Below are 15801 nucleotides of genomic sequence, written 5' to 3' on the forward strand. Positions count from 1 at the left end.
GCCGCGGGTTCCGCATTCCCCCTGATCGCCGGCGAACCTCACTCGGCCTGGATCGCCGCGCAGTTGGAGTTGGTCGGCAGACCGTTGAAGCGATCACTGACCCACGCCATGCTCCGCTCACCGTCGACGAACTGCGGCAGCAGGATGTTGATGTCCATCTTGTTCAGGAACGGAGGCTGCTCGTTGGTCCACAGTTCGACGTCAGCGCCCAACCGGCACCAGTCGCGCGCGGTGTCACGAGCCGACGTGTAGGGCGCCAACGGGTCCCAACGGTTGTGCGAGATATACACCGGTCCTTTGGGTTTGATGTTTCCGACCCGCTGCGAGGCGAAGATCGTCTTGAGCGGCTCGGCCGAGGCGACCTCATTCAAGTCGTCCTTGAACCAGAACTGCAGGTGACGGAACGCGTAGTCGACGCCGCCCTGCACCAGGCAGGTGTGACCACTCCAGTCCAGCATCTGGACTCCCCGCGGAGTCAGCGCATCCCAAATCGCTTGCTCGGTCTCCGGATACGACGCCTGGATGCCGCGCAGCAGATAACCGGCCAGCACCGCCAGGAAGTTGCCGTCGACCGAAGGGATCGCCTCGACCACGTTGGTCAGCGGCGCGTTGGCGTAGCTGCCCACGACGTTGAGTTCGGGCGCATAGGTCGGTGCCAGCTCGGCAGCCGACAACGACGCCTGCCCGCCGGACGCCCAGCCCCAGAACGCGACCGGTCCATGCGGATCCAGGGATGTGCCGGGCAGCGTCTGAGCCGCACGGGCGGCGTCGATCAGCGCCGTTCCGGCCGCGACCCGGTTCAAGAACTGAGGCGACTGCGGGCCGTGGGTGCCCAGCCCGACCCCGTCGGTCACCACGATGGCGAAGCCGCGCGCCAGCAGCGTGGCGATGAAGCCCTCCTCGTAGTTGAACGTCAGGTCGAAACCTTGGGAGAAGTGGATGCCCTGGTCCAGCAGCCGCGACGGCGCGCACTGCTCACCGACCCCGTACGGGCCGGTCGCATACGCGATCAGGGGGCGCGGTCCGTTCCCTGGCCAAGGCACATCGGGTTCGATGTAGGCCCCGGTGACCGCGACCGGCTGCGCCTGCGAATCCGTGCCGCGGTACATGATTCGCGTTCCGGTGCCGACGAAGGCGCCCAGCTGACCAGATGGTTCCAGCACCAGCCGCAGCGGTTCGGTCCGGATCAGATCCCCCGGGTTCCCGGCCGGCAGCGGAGCCGGCGGCGTATAGAACGCTTCGTATCTGATGTCGTCGGCGTTCGCCATCGGGTCAGCCACCAGAGCCAGCGAACCGGCGGCTACCAGGACAGCAAGCACCACCGTTGCCGCCCTGACCGCCGACGCCGCAGCGCTGCAGTCGCTGCGCGTCCGCCACCGAAGAGTCACCCCGGACAAGTCTTGACGATTCATCGAAAACCTCATTGGCTCTTCCTGTTTGGACGCTGTAACCACAGGTACGCACAAGCGCGTGAGACCACCGTGCGCCGGACGGTGATTCAAGGCGGAATGAAATTTCAGTCGACGCCGATACGCAACAGGCCGCCGACGAGAGCGCACCGCTCACAGAGCTGTGGTCAGCGGCTTAGCATTTGATGACAATAAGCTCCAGTCCGAGCGAAACCTGGCGCATCGGCTTGTCTTTCGACAAGGCGAACGCGCCCGGCGGCGCTCCGCGGTGCCCACAGCGCGCGCCGGCGCGCGAAGCGCCACCCCCGACCGGCGACGACGCCCTGCCGGATTCGGCTCAGCTTGCTTTTTAGCGCATCAGACCGCTATAGGGGCTGCTCAGCATCGGTTCAGCCCGCGAGCTCGGCCGGCGCCGGGTGTTGTTCGGGAACGGGCCCTCCGCGTTGTATCTCATGTCAGCGCCACACATCCGTTGTGCCACTTAGTTCCCCGAGGAGACCCCCATGACCGTCGTCACCGAGCGGCCGGCCGCCAGCGGCCAGACCCTCGCTCACGTGCTCGCCACCGCTAACCGGGTTGCCGAAGAGCTGCGCCAGACCGCGGCCGAGCGCGACAAGGCGAACGCGACCCCGCGCGCCGAGATCGAGCTGCTGCGATCCAACGATCTGCTGCAGATCCAGGAGCCGGTCGAGTACGGCGGATCCGGGCTTAACTTTGCCCAGGCCTCCCAGGTCACCCGGCGGATCGCCCGGGGCGACACCTCGATCGCCCACCTGCTCGGCTACCACTACGCCCAGACCCGCGTTGCCCAGCTGTTCGGCACGCACGCACAGGCCGAAGCCCAGTCCCGCCGTAACGCCGCCGAGAAGTTGTTCTGGGGCGGCATCCAAAACCCGCGTGGCAGCTCAGGATTGGTCTTGACGCGTGACGGTGACGGCTTCCGGCTCAACGGCAGCCGGACCTTCGCCAGCGGCGCCAGCACGGGCGACCAACTCTCGGTCACCGCGCTACTGGACGGGTCGCAGGTCTTCCTGTCCCTCGACGCCCGCGGCGGACGACAGGGCTTCACCTTCCTCGACGACTGGGACAACATCGGTCAGCGTCTTACCGACTCCGGCGGGGTCCGGGTCGTCGATGCCCGAATCGAACATCACGAGGTACTCGGTGAGGAGCCGTTCATCGGTGGCATCCTCACGCCGTACCAGACGTTGATCACCCCGCACTGGCAGCTGGCCTTCGTCAACTTCTACGTCGGCACCGCCGAGGGCGCGCTCACCGAGGCATTGGCGTGGACCAGGGAGAAGGCCACGCCGTGGGAGTCCTCGGGCGTCGAGCGTGCCACTGACGATCCCTACATCCTGCAGACCGTCGGGCAGCTGGTCAGTCAGGTTCGCGCCGCAGCACTGTTGGCCGACCGCGCCGGTGAGGCATTGCAAGAGGCCGTCGACATCGGTCCCGCATTGACCGAGGACCAGCGCGCCGAAGCCGCGATCGCCGTGTACGAAGCGAAGTATCTGTCCACCGAGGTCGGCCTGCAGGCCGCCAGCCGGCTGTTCGAGATCCAGGGCGCCCGCGCCACCACCAGTGCCTACGGCTTCGACCGGCATTGGCGCAACCTGCGTACGCACACCCTGCACGACCCGGTCGCCTACAAGGCGCGCGAGGTCGGTGACTGGGTGCTCAACCACCGGCACCCCGAGTTCTCGCTCTACCGCTGATGGCCATCACACTGCACTGGTTCCTGCCCACCAACGGCGATTCCCGCAGCGACCTGAGTCTGGGCAACGCCGTCGGTGCCGCAGGCAGCCGCGTGAATCCCTACGGCGCCGACCGCGCCCCCGACCTGGACTACCTGCGTCTGGTCGCCGGAGCGGCGGAGCAGTTGGGATTCACCGGGGCGCTGACCCCGACCAGCAGCTGGTGCGAGGACGCCTGGGTGTTCACCGCCGCGCTCAGCCAACTCACCACGCGGTTCAAGTTCCTGGTGGCCTTCCGTCCGGGCCTGAAGGCGCCGACGCTGGTAGCCCAGGCGGCGGCGACCTTCCAGCGGGTGTCGGGGGGCCGGCTACTGCTCAACGTCGTCACCGGCGGTGACGACGCCGAGCAGCGGCGGTTCGGCGACGACTTGGACAAGGACGCGCGCTACGCCCGTGCCGCCGAGTTCCTCACCGTCTTCCGGCAGCTGTGGACCGGAGATCCGGTCACGTTCCGCGGCGAGCACCTCTTCGTCGAGGATGCGACCATCGTGCCCGCCGGGACCTGGCCGGAGATCTATCTCGGCGGATCCTCGGCCGCGGCTATCGATGTGGCGGCCGAGCACGCCGATGTCTACCTGACCTGGGGCGAACCACCCGCCCAGGTCGCCGACAAGCTCGACGCGGTGCGCCGGCGGGTCAAGGATGTCGGTTCGGCCCGGGTGGCCTCCGGCGAGCTGCGGTTCGGAATCCGGCTGCACGTGATCACCCGCCCCACCGCGGCCGAGGCGTGGGCCCAGGCCGACCGACTGCTGGCAGGCCTGCGCCCCGAGCAAATCCGGCGGGCCCAGCAGATCCAACAGAAGTCCGGGTCGGAGGGCCAGCGACGGATGACTGCGCTGCACGGCGGGCGGACCGACCAGCTCGAGGTGTCACCGAACCTGTGGGCCGGTGTAGGCCTGGTCCGGGGCGGCGCCGGAACCGCACTGGTCGGTAGCCACGAGGAGGTCGCGGACCGCATCGAGGAGTACTACCAGCTGGGACTGGACGAGTTCGTCCTGTCCGGCTATCCGCACCTGGAAGAGGCGTTCTCGTTCGGAGAGGGCGTGGTGCCGATTCTGGCCGAGCGCGGCCTGCTCGAGAACCCCGTCACCGCATACACGTAAGGAAGACAAGGCAATGCCGACCAATGCCCCCACGCCGCTGAGCTTCGCCTACTGGGTTCCCAACGTCAGCGGTGGACTGGTCACCTCGACGATCGAGCAACGCACCGACTGGAGCTACGACTACAACGTCGCGCTGGCCCGGATCGCCGAGGAAGCCGGGTTCGAGTACGCCCTGACTCAGGTCCGCTACACGGCGAGCTACAGCGCCCAATATCAGCACGAGTCAACCAGTTTCAGCCTGGCCCTGCTGCTAGCCACGCAGCGGCTCAAGGTGATCGCGGCGGTGCACCCAGGGATGTGGCAACCGGGAGTGCTGGCGAAGTGGCTGGCGACCGCCGACCACCTGTCCAACGGGCGGGTGGCGGTCAACATCGTCAGCGGCTGGCTCAAGGACGAGTTCACCAAGCTCGGCGAACCGTGGCTCGAGCACGACGAACGCTACCGGCGCAGCGCTGAATTCATCCAGGCGCTGCGGGAGATCTGGACCAACGACCACGCCGAGCTGGCCGGTGACTTCTACCGTATCCGCGACTTCAATCTGCAGCCCAAACCGCTCTCCTGGGACGGCCGGCCCCACCCGGAGATCTTCCAGGGCGGCAACTCCACCGCGGCCCGCGACAACGGTGGCCGCCATTCGGACTGGTACTTCTCCAACGGCAACGACTTCGACGGGGTCACCGCACAGTTGGCCGACCTGCGCCGGGTCGCGGCCGATGCCGGTCGCGCCGAGCCGCCCCGCTTCGGCCTCAACGGCTTCGTCATCGTGCGCGACACCGAAGCGGAGGCCAAAAAGGTACTGCGCGAGATCATCGCCAAAGCCGATGTTCGTGCGGTTGAGGGGTTCGGCGCGGCGGTGCGTCAGGCCGGCGCGTCGACCGCAGACCAGCGGGGCATGTGGGCGAACTCCAGCTTCGAAGACTTGGTGCAATACAACGACGGCTTCCGCACCCAGTTGATCGGCACCGCCGAACAGGTCGCCGAGCGCATCGTCGCCTACCAGAAGCTGGGCGTGAATCTGATCTTGGCCGGGTTCCTGCACTTCCAAGACGAAGTCGAGGCGTTCGGCCGTAACGTGCTGCCGCTGGTGCGCGAACTGGAAGCACACGCCGGATCGGCGCCCGTACCCGAGCCGGCACTGCCGTGACGGCAGGCACCGCGGTGCGACTCGACAGTCACGCCGACGCCGTCGCGGCCGCAAAGTCATTCGCCGACGCGGTACGCCCCGGCGCGGCCGACCGGGACCGGGCTGGGCGCGTTCCGCACACCGAGCTCGCCGATTTCGACCGCTCCGGACTGCCGGCGATCACCATCCCGGTCGCCGACGGCGGGTCCGGCCTGGGGCCGGTGACCCTGGCCGAGGTGATCACAACGATCGCCGTCGCCGACCCGGCGTTGGCGCAGATCCCGCAGGGCCATTTCCTGGCGATCGACATCCTGCGCCTGCTGGGTACCGCCGACCAGCGCGGGACGCTGCTGGGCGCGGTGACCGAGGGTGGGCGCATCGCACCGGTGCTGGCCGAGCGCGGCGGCAGCCACGCCCTCGACCTGAAGACCCGTCTGGTCGCCGACGGGCCGGGCTGGCGCCTGGAGGGCGTCAAGTACTACAGCACCGGCGCCGTCACCGCACGCTGGCTCGCCGCCAGCGCGCTGGACCCCGACGGCCGGTTGGTGCTGGCACTGGTCGAACGCGGCACTGCGGGGGTGGCCATCGGCGAGGACTGGTCCGCGATGGGACAGCGGGCCACGGTCAGCGGCACAACAACTTTCGACGGGGTGCGCGTCGATGCCGGCTTCGTTGTGCCGTACTGGACCGCGTTCACCGAGCCGCAGCTGCTCGGCGCGCGAACGCAATTGGTGCACGCGGCCATCGAAGCCGGGATCGCGCAGGGCGCGCTGGCCGACGCCGCGGAATTCATCCGGACCCGCAGCCGGCCGTTCGCCGAGGCGTACCGGGCCGGTCACGCACCGACCGCCGCCGAGGACCCGAACATCCGGTTGCGGTTCGGCCGATTGGCCACCCGCACCCGCGCCGCGGCGCAGCTGCTGCGCTGGGCAGCCGACGTCCTCGAGGAGTTGGGCCTGGTCCCGGCCGGCCCCGACACCGCCGCACACGGGTCGATCACGGTCGCCCAGGCCAAGGCGTTCGCCAGCGAGGTGGCCGTCGACGTGTCCAGCGAGCTGTTCGCGCTGACCGGGGCCAGCGGAACCGACCTCAAGCACGGACTGGATCGGCATTGGCGCAACGCCCGCACCCACAGCGTGCACGATCCGGTGGATTGGAAGTACCACCACATCGGCGCATGGGAGCTGACCGCTGTCCGGCCACCCAATCACGCCCAGATCTGACCCGCTTGTCAGCCGACGGTGTCGCGGACCCGGGCGGTCACCGCCTCGAGCTGTTCGGTGGTGAACACCGGGGCGCCCAGCTCCGGGTCGGCGATCGGTAGCCACACCCAACTGTTGCAGCCGGCAAAGTCGGGGCTGCGCGCCAACCGCACCGGTGCGGTCAGCGGGAACACCTGGACCACCAGGGCCGTCAGCCGGTGTTTGGGCCGGAAATCCAGCCGGTCGGCGCGAACCGACTCAGGCGTCCAGATGTGCAGGTCCGCGAGGTCATCCAGCGCGTCGGTCCGCTCGATGGGCAGCGCCGCAACGACTTTCGCCGCGGCCCGCACCAGCAGCTCGTCGGCGGTGGAATCGGCGGCCGCTGCCGCGAGCAGGTCACGGTGTTCGGGGCGGACCCGTTCGGCATGGCTGTGCGCCACCGTAGGGAACAACAGGAACTCCTCGGCGGTGACGTCGAAGCGCTTCTCGTGAATGCCGCCCTTGCGCAGCAAGATTCGCTGCCGACCGGCCAGCAGGGCCGAGACGACGGCGCTCCACTCCTTCAACGCCATACCGCGCATTCCCCTCAGGGTAGTCGGGGTTACGGTGAACCGGTGAGCGACGACATTTTGCTGGTCCAGACACAGGACCGTATCCGCACCCTGACCCTCAACCGCCCCCAGGCCCGCAATGCGCTGTCCAGCGCGTTGCGTGACGCCATCTTCGGCGCGCTGGCCGACGCCGACGCCGACGACGATGTGGACGTGATGATTCTCACCGGCGCCGATCCGGTGTTCTGCGCCGGCTTGGATCTCAAAGAGTTCGGCGATTCGACTGCGCTGCCCGACATCTCACCGCAGTGGCCGGCGCTGACCAAGCCGGTGATCGGTGCGATCAACGGCGCGGCGGTGACCGGCGGGCTGGAGTTGGCGCTGTACTGCGACATCTTGATCGCCTCGGAGCAGGCCCGCTTCGCCGACACCCACGCCCGGGTCGGACTGATGCCCAGCTGGGGGCTGAGCGTGCGGCTGCCCCAACGCATCGGCGTGGGCTTGGCCCGCCGGATGAGTTTGACCGGGGACTACCTGTCGGCGGCCGATGCGCTGCGAGCAGGTCTGGTCACCGAGGTGGTGCCGCACAGCGAGCTGCTGCCCGCGGCGCGCACCGTCGCCACGGCGATCGTCGGCAACAACCAAGCCGCGGTGCGGGCGCTGTTGTCCTCCTATCACCGCATCGACGAGTCACAGACCGCATCCGGGCTGTGGATCGAGGCGACCGCGGCCAAGCAGTGGATGAGCCGGGTGAGCAGCGCGGACGTCTCCGCCAATCGGGAGGCCGTGCTGAAACGCGGGCGCGCACAACTGCATTGACAAGACACGTCCCGGGCGGTGTTGGCGTACCGCCCGGGACGTGTCAGTCGAGGCGAACTGCTAGAAGTCCAGCCCCAGGAACGCAGCACCGGGGTCCATCAGGGCCGAGGCGTCGAAGCCACCGAACAACGAGCTCAGGTCGAAGTCGCCGAACGGGGTCACCAGGACGTCCGAAACGGTGCTGTCGCCACCATCCAGACCCGGAATGGCCGAGTAGACGTTGGCGAAGCCACCACCGAGGTTGAGGACGCTGTACACCGAACCCAACTCCGGCAGGTCCGCGGCGTCACCAGCACCGGGCGTGACACCGTCGATGACGAACTCCGTGGTGGTCAGGCCCAACAGCTGGGTGACGGTCTCCTGGGCGTGCGCGGTGCCGATGAGGTCGGTCCCGTCGTAGATGTTGAAATCTTGCGACGTGATCGGGAGCGGGAAGAACGTGCCGCCCAGATCGAGGCCCGGCGTGCCGCCGCCGATGTTGAGCAGTGGCAGCGCACCGACCGTCTGGAAGACCGGCGCGAAGCCCGGGGTGGTGTCGGCCCCGGATCCGGTGAACGGGTCGAAGGTGGTGTCGCCGATGGTGAAGGCGTCCTCACCCACGGCGCTGTCACTCAGGGCGCCGAACGCCGCTCCCGGGTCCAGCGAGATCCCGCCGCCCATGCCGCTGAACAGCGAGCTCAGGTCCATGCTCCCGAACGGCGTCACGAAGGTGTCGGTGATGGTGCCGTCCTCGCCAGGGGTGGCGACGTAAACGTTGGTGAAACCGCCGCCGAAGTTGAACGCGTCGTAGATCGTTCCCGCCGCCGGAATGCCGTCGCCGGTGTCGGAGCCGTCGGTGACGACGAGCTGGGTGTTGGTCATGCCCAACAGGTTGGTGACATCCACCGCGGTGTTGATGGTGCCGATCTGCGTGGCGTCGTCACCGGTGCCGCTGAAGACATTGAAGTCCTGTGAGGCGAGACCGTTTCCATGGTGGCTGGGGTCACCCAGCGATGCGCCGCCGATGGCCAGGAAGGGCGCTGCACCGCCGAGAGCGGTGATCGGCGCGAAACCCTCCTGTGCCGAGTCACCGGTTCCGGTGAACGGGTCCAGGGTGAGACCGCCGATAGCGAAGGCGTCGTCGCCGCCGCCGGACGCCCCGGCCTGCAGGGCGCTGAAGGCATCGCCGGGCTGCAGCGGGTCTGCCGCGTTGATACCGGCGAACATCGAACTCAGGTCCATGCTGCCCCAGGGCGTCACGAACGTGTCGGTGACGGTTCCGTCCTCGCCCGGGGTGGCGACGTAGACGTTCGCGAAGCCACCGCCCAGGTTGAACACGTCGTAGACCGACCCGACGACCGGCAGATCCGTCGCCGATCCGTCGTCTGCCGCCGTGGCGTCGGTGACGGTGAATTCGGTGTTGGTGAAGCCGGCCAGGTTCGTCACGACCACGCTGGAGTCGATGCTGCCCAGGCTGGTGCCGTCGGCCCCGAAGACGTCGAAGCTCTGCGGAGCGGTGGGCAGCACGCCCCCCGGGCTGCCGCCGCCCAGCGTCAGCAGCGGCGCCGACCCGGTCAGCGGGTGAACGAGGGAGAAGCCCTCAGCCGCCGACGAGCCGCTCCCGGTGAACGGGTCGAAGGTGAAGCCGCCGATCGTGAAGGCGTCGGCACCGGTGGCGCTGGGCGCCACAGCGTCGTCGGGACCGGCGACCGCCACAGCCGCCTGCAGAAACGCGGCCGTCAGCAGCCCGCCGCCGGCGGCTAGACCTGCGGCTATCAACCGATAATGCATCATTGCGTGATTCCTCCCAATTGTCTTCAAACGACGGCCGGTGACTTACATCCCTGCAGACAATCGATGTGCCACCGGTAACAACCCGACGAATGCTACCCGCGAGTAACCTAAATGTATAGATAGAGCATGCAGGTTTTTTACACATTTTTGGCGAACGCAGTGTTACCGTAATGCGCTGACCACGGAGGCCTTCGTGGCCGGGGTCGGCGGCGGGTAGCGCCGCCGGTTCAGCGGATCAACCGGAGGACCCGGCACGGATTGCCCACTGCGACAACGCCCGCCGGGATGTCCCGGGTCACCACACTGCCGGCGCCGACGACGGTGTCCGCGCCGATCGAGACCCCGGGGCAGACGATGACCCCGGCCGCCAGCCAGACGTTGTCGCCGATGGTGATCGGTGCCGCCGATTCCCAGCCGTCGCGCCGGGCGTCGATGTCGTCGACAGGATGTAGCGCCGTCACCAGTTGGGCACGGGGACCGATCGACACATGGTCGCCGATGGTGATGGGCGCGCAATCGAGCATGATCGCGTCATAGTTGACGAAGCAGTGCGCACCGATGCTGATGTATTTGCCGTAGTCGCAACGGAATCGGGGCATGATCACCGAATTGCCCCCGAAGGAGCCGAGCAGTTCGCGCAGCAGGTCTCGGCGGCGGTGTTCGTCGTCGGGATTGGTGTCGTTGAAAGCATCCACCAGGCGCTGACAGGCCTGTCGACCGGCGACCAGGTCGGGATCGTAGGGGTCATACCGTGCCCCGCTGAGCATCCGATCCCGTTGCGCGCTCATGCCAGCCGATCCTACGGGCGACCGGCCCGCAGCCATCGACCGGAGAGCGCCCGCCACCCGACGAACACCAGTCGCAGCACGATGAAGGTGCTCAACCCCGACCAAATCCCGGCCAAACCCCAGTTGAGCATCAGCGACAGCCAGGTCAGCGGCAGGAACCCGGCCAGCGCGCTGATCACGGTGGCGGTGCGCATGAATGCCGCATCCCCAGCTCCCAGGAGCACCCCGTCGAGCGCAAAAACTATTCCGGCAACCGGCAATTGAGCGACCAAGAACCACCACGGCACCCCGATCGCCGCCAGCACCGCTGTGTCGCCGGTGAACAGTCCCGGCAGCACCGCCGACCCGGCGGCCAGCACCGCGGCCAGCACCGCGGCGGCGACCGCCGAGAACACCGTCACGCGCGCGGCCACCGCTTTGGCATGGCCGGCGTCACCGGCACCCAACGCCGCCCCGACCAGGGCCTGCGCGGCGATGGCCAGCGAATCGAGCACCAACGCCAGAAAGGTCCACAGCTGCAGCACGATCTGATGGGCCCCCAGTGCCGCGGCCCCGAATCGCGCCGCGACCGCCGCCGCCGACACGAAGCAGGCCTGAAAAGCCAGGGAGCGCACGATCAAATCGCGTCCCATCACCAATTGCGCCCGCAGCACCGCGCCGTCCGGCCGTAACGGGACGCGCTCGCAGCGCAGTGCGCGCAGGAACAACAGCGCGGCGAGCCACTGACCGGCGCAGTTGGCCACCGCCGAGCCGGCGAGGCCCCAGCGCGGCATCCCCAGCGCACCGAAAACCAGCAGCGGGCACAGCAGCGCCGAAAGCGCAAAGCCGGCAACGACATAGCGTGGCGGACGGACGGTGTCCTGCACCCCGCGCAGCCAGCCGTTGCCGGCCAGGGAGACCAGGATCGCCGGAGCGCCGAAAATCCCGATCCGCAGCCACGGCAGCGCGGCCCGCGCGATGTCGTCATGGCCGGCGACTGCCGACACCAGCGGCACCCCCGCGGCCTGCACCACCAAAACGATCAGCGTGCCCAGGCCCAGCGCCAACCACGTCGCCTGCACCCCTTCTGCCACCGCGGCGGTACGGTCGCCGGCGCCGAAGTGACGTGCCGAGCGCGCCGTGGTCCCGTAGGAAAGGAACGTCGCCTGCGAGGCGACCAGCCCCAGGATCAGACCGCCGATGGCCAGCCCGGCCAGGCCCAGCGCCCCGAGCCGGCCCACGACCGCGGTGTCGAACAGCAGATACAGCGGTTCGGCGGCAAGCACCACCAGCGCCGGCAACGCCAGCGCCGCGATCTGGCGTCCGCCGGCGGCGGCGCCGTCGGTCATCGCCGCTCCCTCGCGAGCGTGCGCCGAATGCCAGAATTTCCCGGCGTGTCGTGCGCAAACACGCACCCTCGCGCGGGGGAAAAGATGGGGCGCATCAGGCCAGCGCGGCGACCAGGGCGGCGACCACGTCGTCGGCTCCACCGGTGACCGTGTAGCCGGCAGCCAGCCGGTGGCCACCACCACCGAACGACACCGCCACCGCGCTCAGGTCCACCGCTGACTTGGCCCGCATCGACACCGCCCACCGACCCGGCTCGACCTCCTTGAACACCGCCGCTACCTCGGCCTGCTCGGTGGTCCGCACGATGTCGACGATGCTTTCCACCTCGTCGGGTCGCGCCGCGGTCCACTCGGCGTGATCGACCACGGCATAGACCAGCCCGAGCCCGCGCACCGCGCCGGGCAGCAGCTGCGCCGCGGCCAGCACCCGCGACAACATCATCAGCCAGGCGAACGGATGGGTGTCCATCACGGTGCGGGTGACCGCGGCATTGTCCACCCCGAGGCCGACCAGCCGCGCCGCCAGCCGGTGAGCGCGAGCACTGGCCCACCGAAACGAGCCGGTATCGGTGGCCAGCCCGGCATACAGGCAGTGCGCCACATCCACATCAATCGGCTCGCCCCATGCGTCGATCAGCTCCGCCACCATCATCGTCGTCGAATCCGCGGAGGGGTCAACGAAATTCGCGGTCCCGAACAGCTGATTAGACGCATGGTGATCGATCACCAGCAACTCGGAACCGGCAGCCGCCAGCTGCTGCAACTCCCCGAGCCGATCGAGGCTGGAGACGTCGACCGTCACCACCAGATCCACTTCACGGCGTACTGTCGCGGGGCTGACCAGCAGCTCACCGCCCGGCAACGATCGCAGGGACTGGGGCAGCTCGGAAGGACAAGCAGGGCGGGCGAAACTGACCTGAACCGATTTGCCGCACCGCCGCAGGACCATCGCCAGCGCCAGGGCGGCACCGATGGTGTCGGCGTCGGGATGCACATGGCAGATCACCGCCAGCGTGGCTGCGCCCGCCAGCAGTTCCGCGGCTCCGGCGGCGTCGACGCGCCGGCCCGGAGGCAGCGGATCAGTCGCCCGATCGCTCACCGTAACCGCTGTCTTCGGCGCCGGGCTGTCCCGGGGCCTCCCGGTACGGGTTGGGGTCCCCGACCGGCTTTTTGCCTTCCCGGATCCGGGCCAGGTCGGCGTCGGCCGCCTGTGCGGCGGCCAGCAGCTCCGACATCCGATGGGCGGTGTCGGGCACGGTGTCGCGGACGAACGTCAGGGTCGGGGTGAACCGCACCCCGGTCCCGGCGCCGACCTTGGACCGCAACACCCCCTTGGCGCTCTCCAATGCGGCGGCAGCACCGCCGTAGTCGGGGTCCTCGTCCAGGGAGCGGCCCAGCACCGTGTAGTACAGGGTCGCGTCGTGCAGGTCGGCGGTCACCTTGGCGTCGGTGATCGTCACCCCGGCCAGCCGCGGATCCTTGATCTCGTATTCGATCGCCGAGGCGACGATTGTCGAGATCCGCTTGGCCAGTCGGCGAGCCCGGGCCGGATCAGCCATGACGACCGCGCCTACCGGTGTTGGTTGTCTTCGTCGCTTCGCTCATCAGGCGCGTGCTTTTTCCACCAGCTCGTAGGTCTCGATGACGTCGCCTTCCTTGATGTCGCTGTAGGTCAGCGTCAGACCGCATTCGTAGCCGTCGCGGACCTCGGTGACATCGTCCTTCTCCCGACGCAGCGAGGACACCGTGAGGTTCTCGGCGACCACGACCGAATCGCGCAGCAGGCGCGCCTTGGCGTTGCGGCGCATGACCCCGGAGGTGACCAGGCAACCCGCGATGTTGCCGACCTTCGAAGACCGGAACAGTGCCCGAATCTCGGCGCGGCCCAGCTCCTTCTCCTCGAAGATGGGCTTGAGCATGCCCTTGAGTGCCTTCTCGATCTCGTCGATCGCCTGGTAGATCACCGAGTAGTAGCGGATCTCCACCCCGTCGCGGTTGGCCAGCTCGGTGGCCTTGCCCTCGGCGCGCACGTTGAAGCCGATGATGATCGCATCCGACGCCGACGCCAGGTTGACGTTGGTCTCGGTGATGCCACCGACTCCGCGGTCGATCACCCGCAACGCCACCTCGTCGTCGACCTGGATCCCCATCAGGGCCTCTTCCAGCGCCTCGACGGTACCGGCGTTGTCGCCCTTGAGGATCAGGTTCAGCTGGCTGGTTTCCTTCAGCGCCGAGTCCAGGTCCTCCAGCGAGATGCGCTTGCGCGACCGCGCCGCCAGGGCGTTGCGCTTGCGCGCGTTGCGCCGGTCGGCGATCTGGCGGGCGATCCGGTCCTCGTCGACCACCAGCAAGTTGTCGCCGGCGCCGGGCACCGAGGTGAAGCCGATCACCTGGACGGGCCGCGACGGCAACGCCTCTTCGACGTCGTCACCGTGCTCGTCGACCATGCGCCGCACCCGCCCGTAGGCGTCGCCGGCGACGATCGAGTCGCCGACCCGCAGCGTGCCGCGCTGGATCAGCACGGTGGCTACCGGGCCACGACCGCGGTCCAGGTGCGCCTCGATCGCCACACCCTGGGCCTCCATGTCGGGGTTGGCCCGCAGGTCCAGGGCGGCGTCGGCGGTCAGCAGCACCGCCTCCTCCAGGGCGGCGATGTTGGTGCCCTGCTTGGCCGAGATGTCGACGAACATGGTGTCGCCACCGAATTCCTCTGGCACCAAGCCGTATTCGGTGAGCTGCCCGCGAATCTTCTGCGGGTCAGCGCCTTCCTTGTCGATCTTGTTGACCGCCACCACGATCGGCACGTCGGCGGCCTGGGCGTGGTTGATCGCCTCGACCGTCTGCGGCATCACACCGTCGTCGGCGGCGACCACCAGGATCGCGATGTCGGTGGCCTTGGCACCGCGGGCACGCATGGCGGTGAACGCCTCGTGACCGGGGGTGTCGATGAAGGTGATCAGTCGCTCGGAGCCGTCGAAGTCGACGGCCACCTGGTAGGCGCCGATGTGCTGGGTGATGCCGCCGGCCTCCCCCTCACGCACGTTGGCCTTGCGGATGGTGTCGAGCAGGCGGGTCTTGCCGTGGTCGACGTGGCCCATCACGGTCACCACCGGCGGGCGGCTCTGCAGATCCTCCTCGGTGCCCTCGTCCTCGCCGTAGGTCAGGTCGAACGACTCCAGCAGCTCACGGTCTTCGTCCTCGGGCGAGACGACCTGCACGACGAAGTTCATCTCGCTGCCGAGCAGCTCCAGGGTCTCGTCGCCCACGGACTGGGTGGCGGTGACCATCTCACCGAGGTTGAACAGCGCCTGCACCAGTGCGGCCGGGTTGGCGTCGATCTTCTCGGCGAAGTCGCTCAAGGATGCACCGCGAGCCAGCCGGATGGTCTCGCCGTTGCCGTGCGGCAACCGCACGCCACCGACGATCGGTGCCTGCATGTTCTCGTATTCGGCGCGTTTCGCCCGCTTCGACTTGCGTCCCCGCTTGGGTGCGCCGCCCGGACGGCCGAACGCGCCGGCCGCGCCACCGCGCTGGCCGGGACGGCCACCGCCGCCACCGGGGCGACCGCGGAAGCCACCACCGGCGGGCGCTCCGGGCGCACCGCCGCCGGGACCGCCGCCCCGATAGTTACCGCCGGCACCGCCGCCGGGACCGCCCGGACGGCCGCCGGGGGCACCCGGACGGCCGCCACCGCCGGGCCGGGGCGCACCGGGCCGCGCTGGACGGCCGGGGGCGCCGAAGCCGCTGGGGCGGGCGGGCATGTTGCCCGGTGAGGCGCCGCCGGGACGCGGCATGCCCGGCCGGGGTGCGCCCGGCCGGGGGGCCTGCGGATGCGGACGCGGGATGGCCCGCTCCACCGGCTGCGCCGAGGAGAACGGGTTGTTGCCGACGCGCGGTGCCCGGGCGCCGGGCTTGGGGCCCGGTGCCGCCGGCCGCGGGCCGGGGGCC

13 protein-coding genes are annotated in these 15801 nt (G+C 68.9%); 5 read left to right on the forward strand and 8 right to left on the reverse strand.

Annotated elements, in window-relative coordinates:
* Positions 1-38: 38 nt before the first annotated feature.
* Entirely contained in the window at positions 39-1268 is a 1230-nt protein-coding gene (locus BST28_RS19750) for a lipase family protein (RefSeq protein WP_085990242.1), read from the reverse strand.
* A gap of 644 nt (positions 1269-1912) precedes the next feature.
* Here BST28_RS19750 and BST28_RS19755 point away from each other — a divergent pair.
* The 4 genes from BST28_RS19755 to BST28_RS19770 are packed head-to-tail and all read left to right on the forward strand — an operon-like array spanning position 1913 to position 6615.
* Positions 1913-3127 carry an acyl-CoA dehydrogenase family protein gene (locus BST28_RS19755; RefSeq protein WP_019737019.1) on the forward strand — a complete coding sequence of 405 codons (1215 nt, stop codon included), beginning with the start codon at positions 1913-1915 and terminating at the stop codon, positions 3125-3127.
* On the forward strand, positions 3127-4269 hold the full coding sequence (locus tag BST28_RS19760) for an LLM class flavin-dependent oxidoreductase (protein ID WP_083082523.1): 1143 nt from the start codon (positions 3127-3129) through the stop codon (positions 4267-4269). Before BST28_RS19755 ends, BST28_RS19760 begins: the two co-directional genes overlap by 1 nt.
* Before the next feature lie 13 nt (positions 4270-4282).
* On the forward strand, positions 4283-5413 hold the full coding sequence (sfnG, locus tag BST28_RS19765) for a dimethylsulfone monooxygenase SfnG (protein ID WP_083082524.1): 1131 nt from the start codon (positions 4283-4285) through the stop codon (positions 5411-5413).
* Positions 5410-6615, forward strand: a complete 1206-nt coding sequence (locus tag BST28_RS19770; protein WP_083082525.1) for an acyl-CoA dehydrogenase family protein — start codon at positions 5410-5412, stop codon at positions 6613-6615. The genes sfnG and BST28_RS19770 overlap by 4 nt, the downstream gene beginning before the upstream one ends.
* Positions 6616-6623: 8 nt before the next feature.
* Here the strand turns inward: BST28_RS19770 and BST28_RS19775 are convergent, their stop codons facing one another.
* Positions 6624-7175: a DUF1802 family protein gene (locus BST28_RS19775; protein WP_083082526.1), complete on the reverse strand. Its 552-nt coding sequence runs from the start codon at positions 7173-7175 to the stop codon at positions 6624-6626.
* Between the two features lie 33 nt (positions 7176-7208).
* Here BST28_RS19775 and BST28_RS19780 point away from each other — a divergent pair, with 33 nt between their 5' ends.
* Positions 7209-7964 carry an enoyl-CoA hydratase gene (locus BST28_RS19780; protein WP_083082527.1) on the forward strand — a complete coding sequence of 252 codons (756 nt, stop codon included), beginning with the start codon at positions 7209-7211 and terminating at the stop codon, positions 7962-7964.
* A gap of 60 nt (positions 7965-8024) precedes the next feature.
* Here BST28_RS19780 and BST28_RS19785 read toward each other — a convergent pair whose 3' ends face one another.
* From BST28_RS19785 to infB, 6 genes are all read right to left on the reverse strand, one after another.
* Complete coding sequence (locus BST28_RS19785; RefSeq protein ID WP_083082529.1) at positions 8025-9737, reverse strand: hypothetical protein; 1713 nt, start codon at positions 9735-9737, stop codon at positions 8025-8027.
* A 227-nt stretch (positions 9738-9964) separates the two neighbouring features.
* A complete protein-coding gene (locus tag BST28_RS19790; RefSeq protein ID WP_083082532.1) occupies positions 9965-10525 on the reverse strand; it encodes a sugar O-acetyltransferase in 561 nt (186 codons plus the stop codon).
* Between the two features lie 11 nt (positions 10526-10536).
* Positions 10537-11853 carry an MATE family efflux transporter gene (locus BST28_RS19795; RefSeq protein WP_083082535.1) on the reverse strand — a complete coding sequence of 439 codons (1317 nt, stop codon included), beginning with the start codon at positions 11851-11853 and terminating at the stop codon, positions 10537-10539.
* A gap of 94 nt (positions 11854-11947) precedes the next feature.
* Positions 11948-12952 carry a DHH family phosphoesterase gene (locus BST28_RS19800; protein WP_083082537.1) on the reverse strand — a complete coding sequence of 335 codons (1005 nt, stop codon included), beginning with the start codon at positions 12950-12952 and terminating at the stop codon, positions 11948-11950.
* A complete protein-coding gene (rbfA, locus tag BST28_RS19805; protein ID WP_083082540.1) occupies positions 12933-13412 on the reverse strand; it encodes a 30S ribosome-binding factor RbfA in 480 nt (159 codons plus the stop codon). Before rbfA ends, BST28_RS19800 begins: the two co-directional genes overlap by 20 nt.
* Before the next feature lie 45 nt (positions 13413-13457).
* A partial coding sequence (gene infB / locus BST28_RS19810; RefSeq protein WP_083082542.1) for a translation initiation factor IF-2 occupies positions 13458-15801 on the reverse strand: 2344 nt, incomplete at its 5' end.

Source organism: Mycolicibacter kumamotonensis, from assembly GCF_002086285.1.
Taxonomy (GTDB): domain Bacteria; phylum Actinomycetota; class Actinomycetes; order Mycobacteriales; family Mycobacteriaceae; genus Mycobacterium; species Mycobacterium kumamotonense.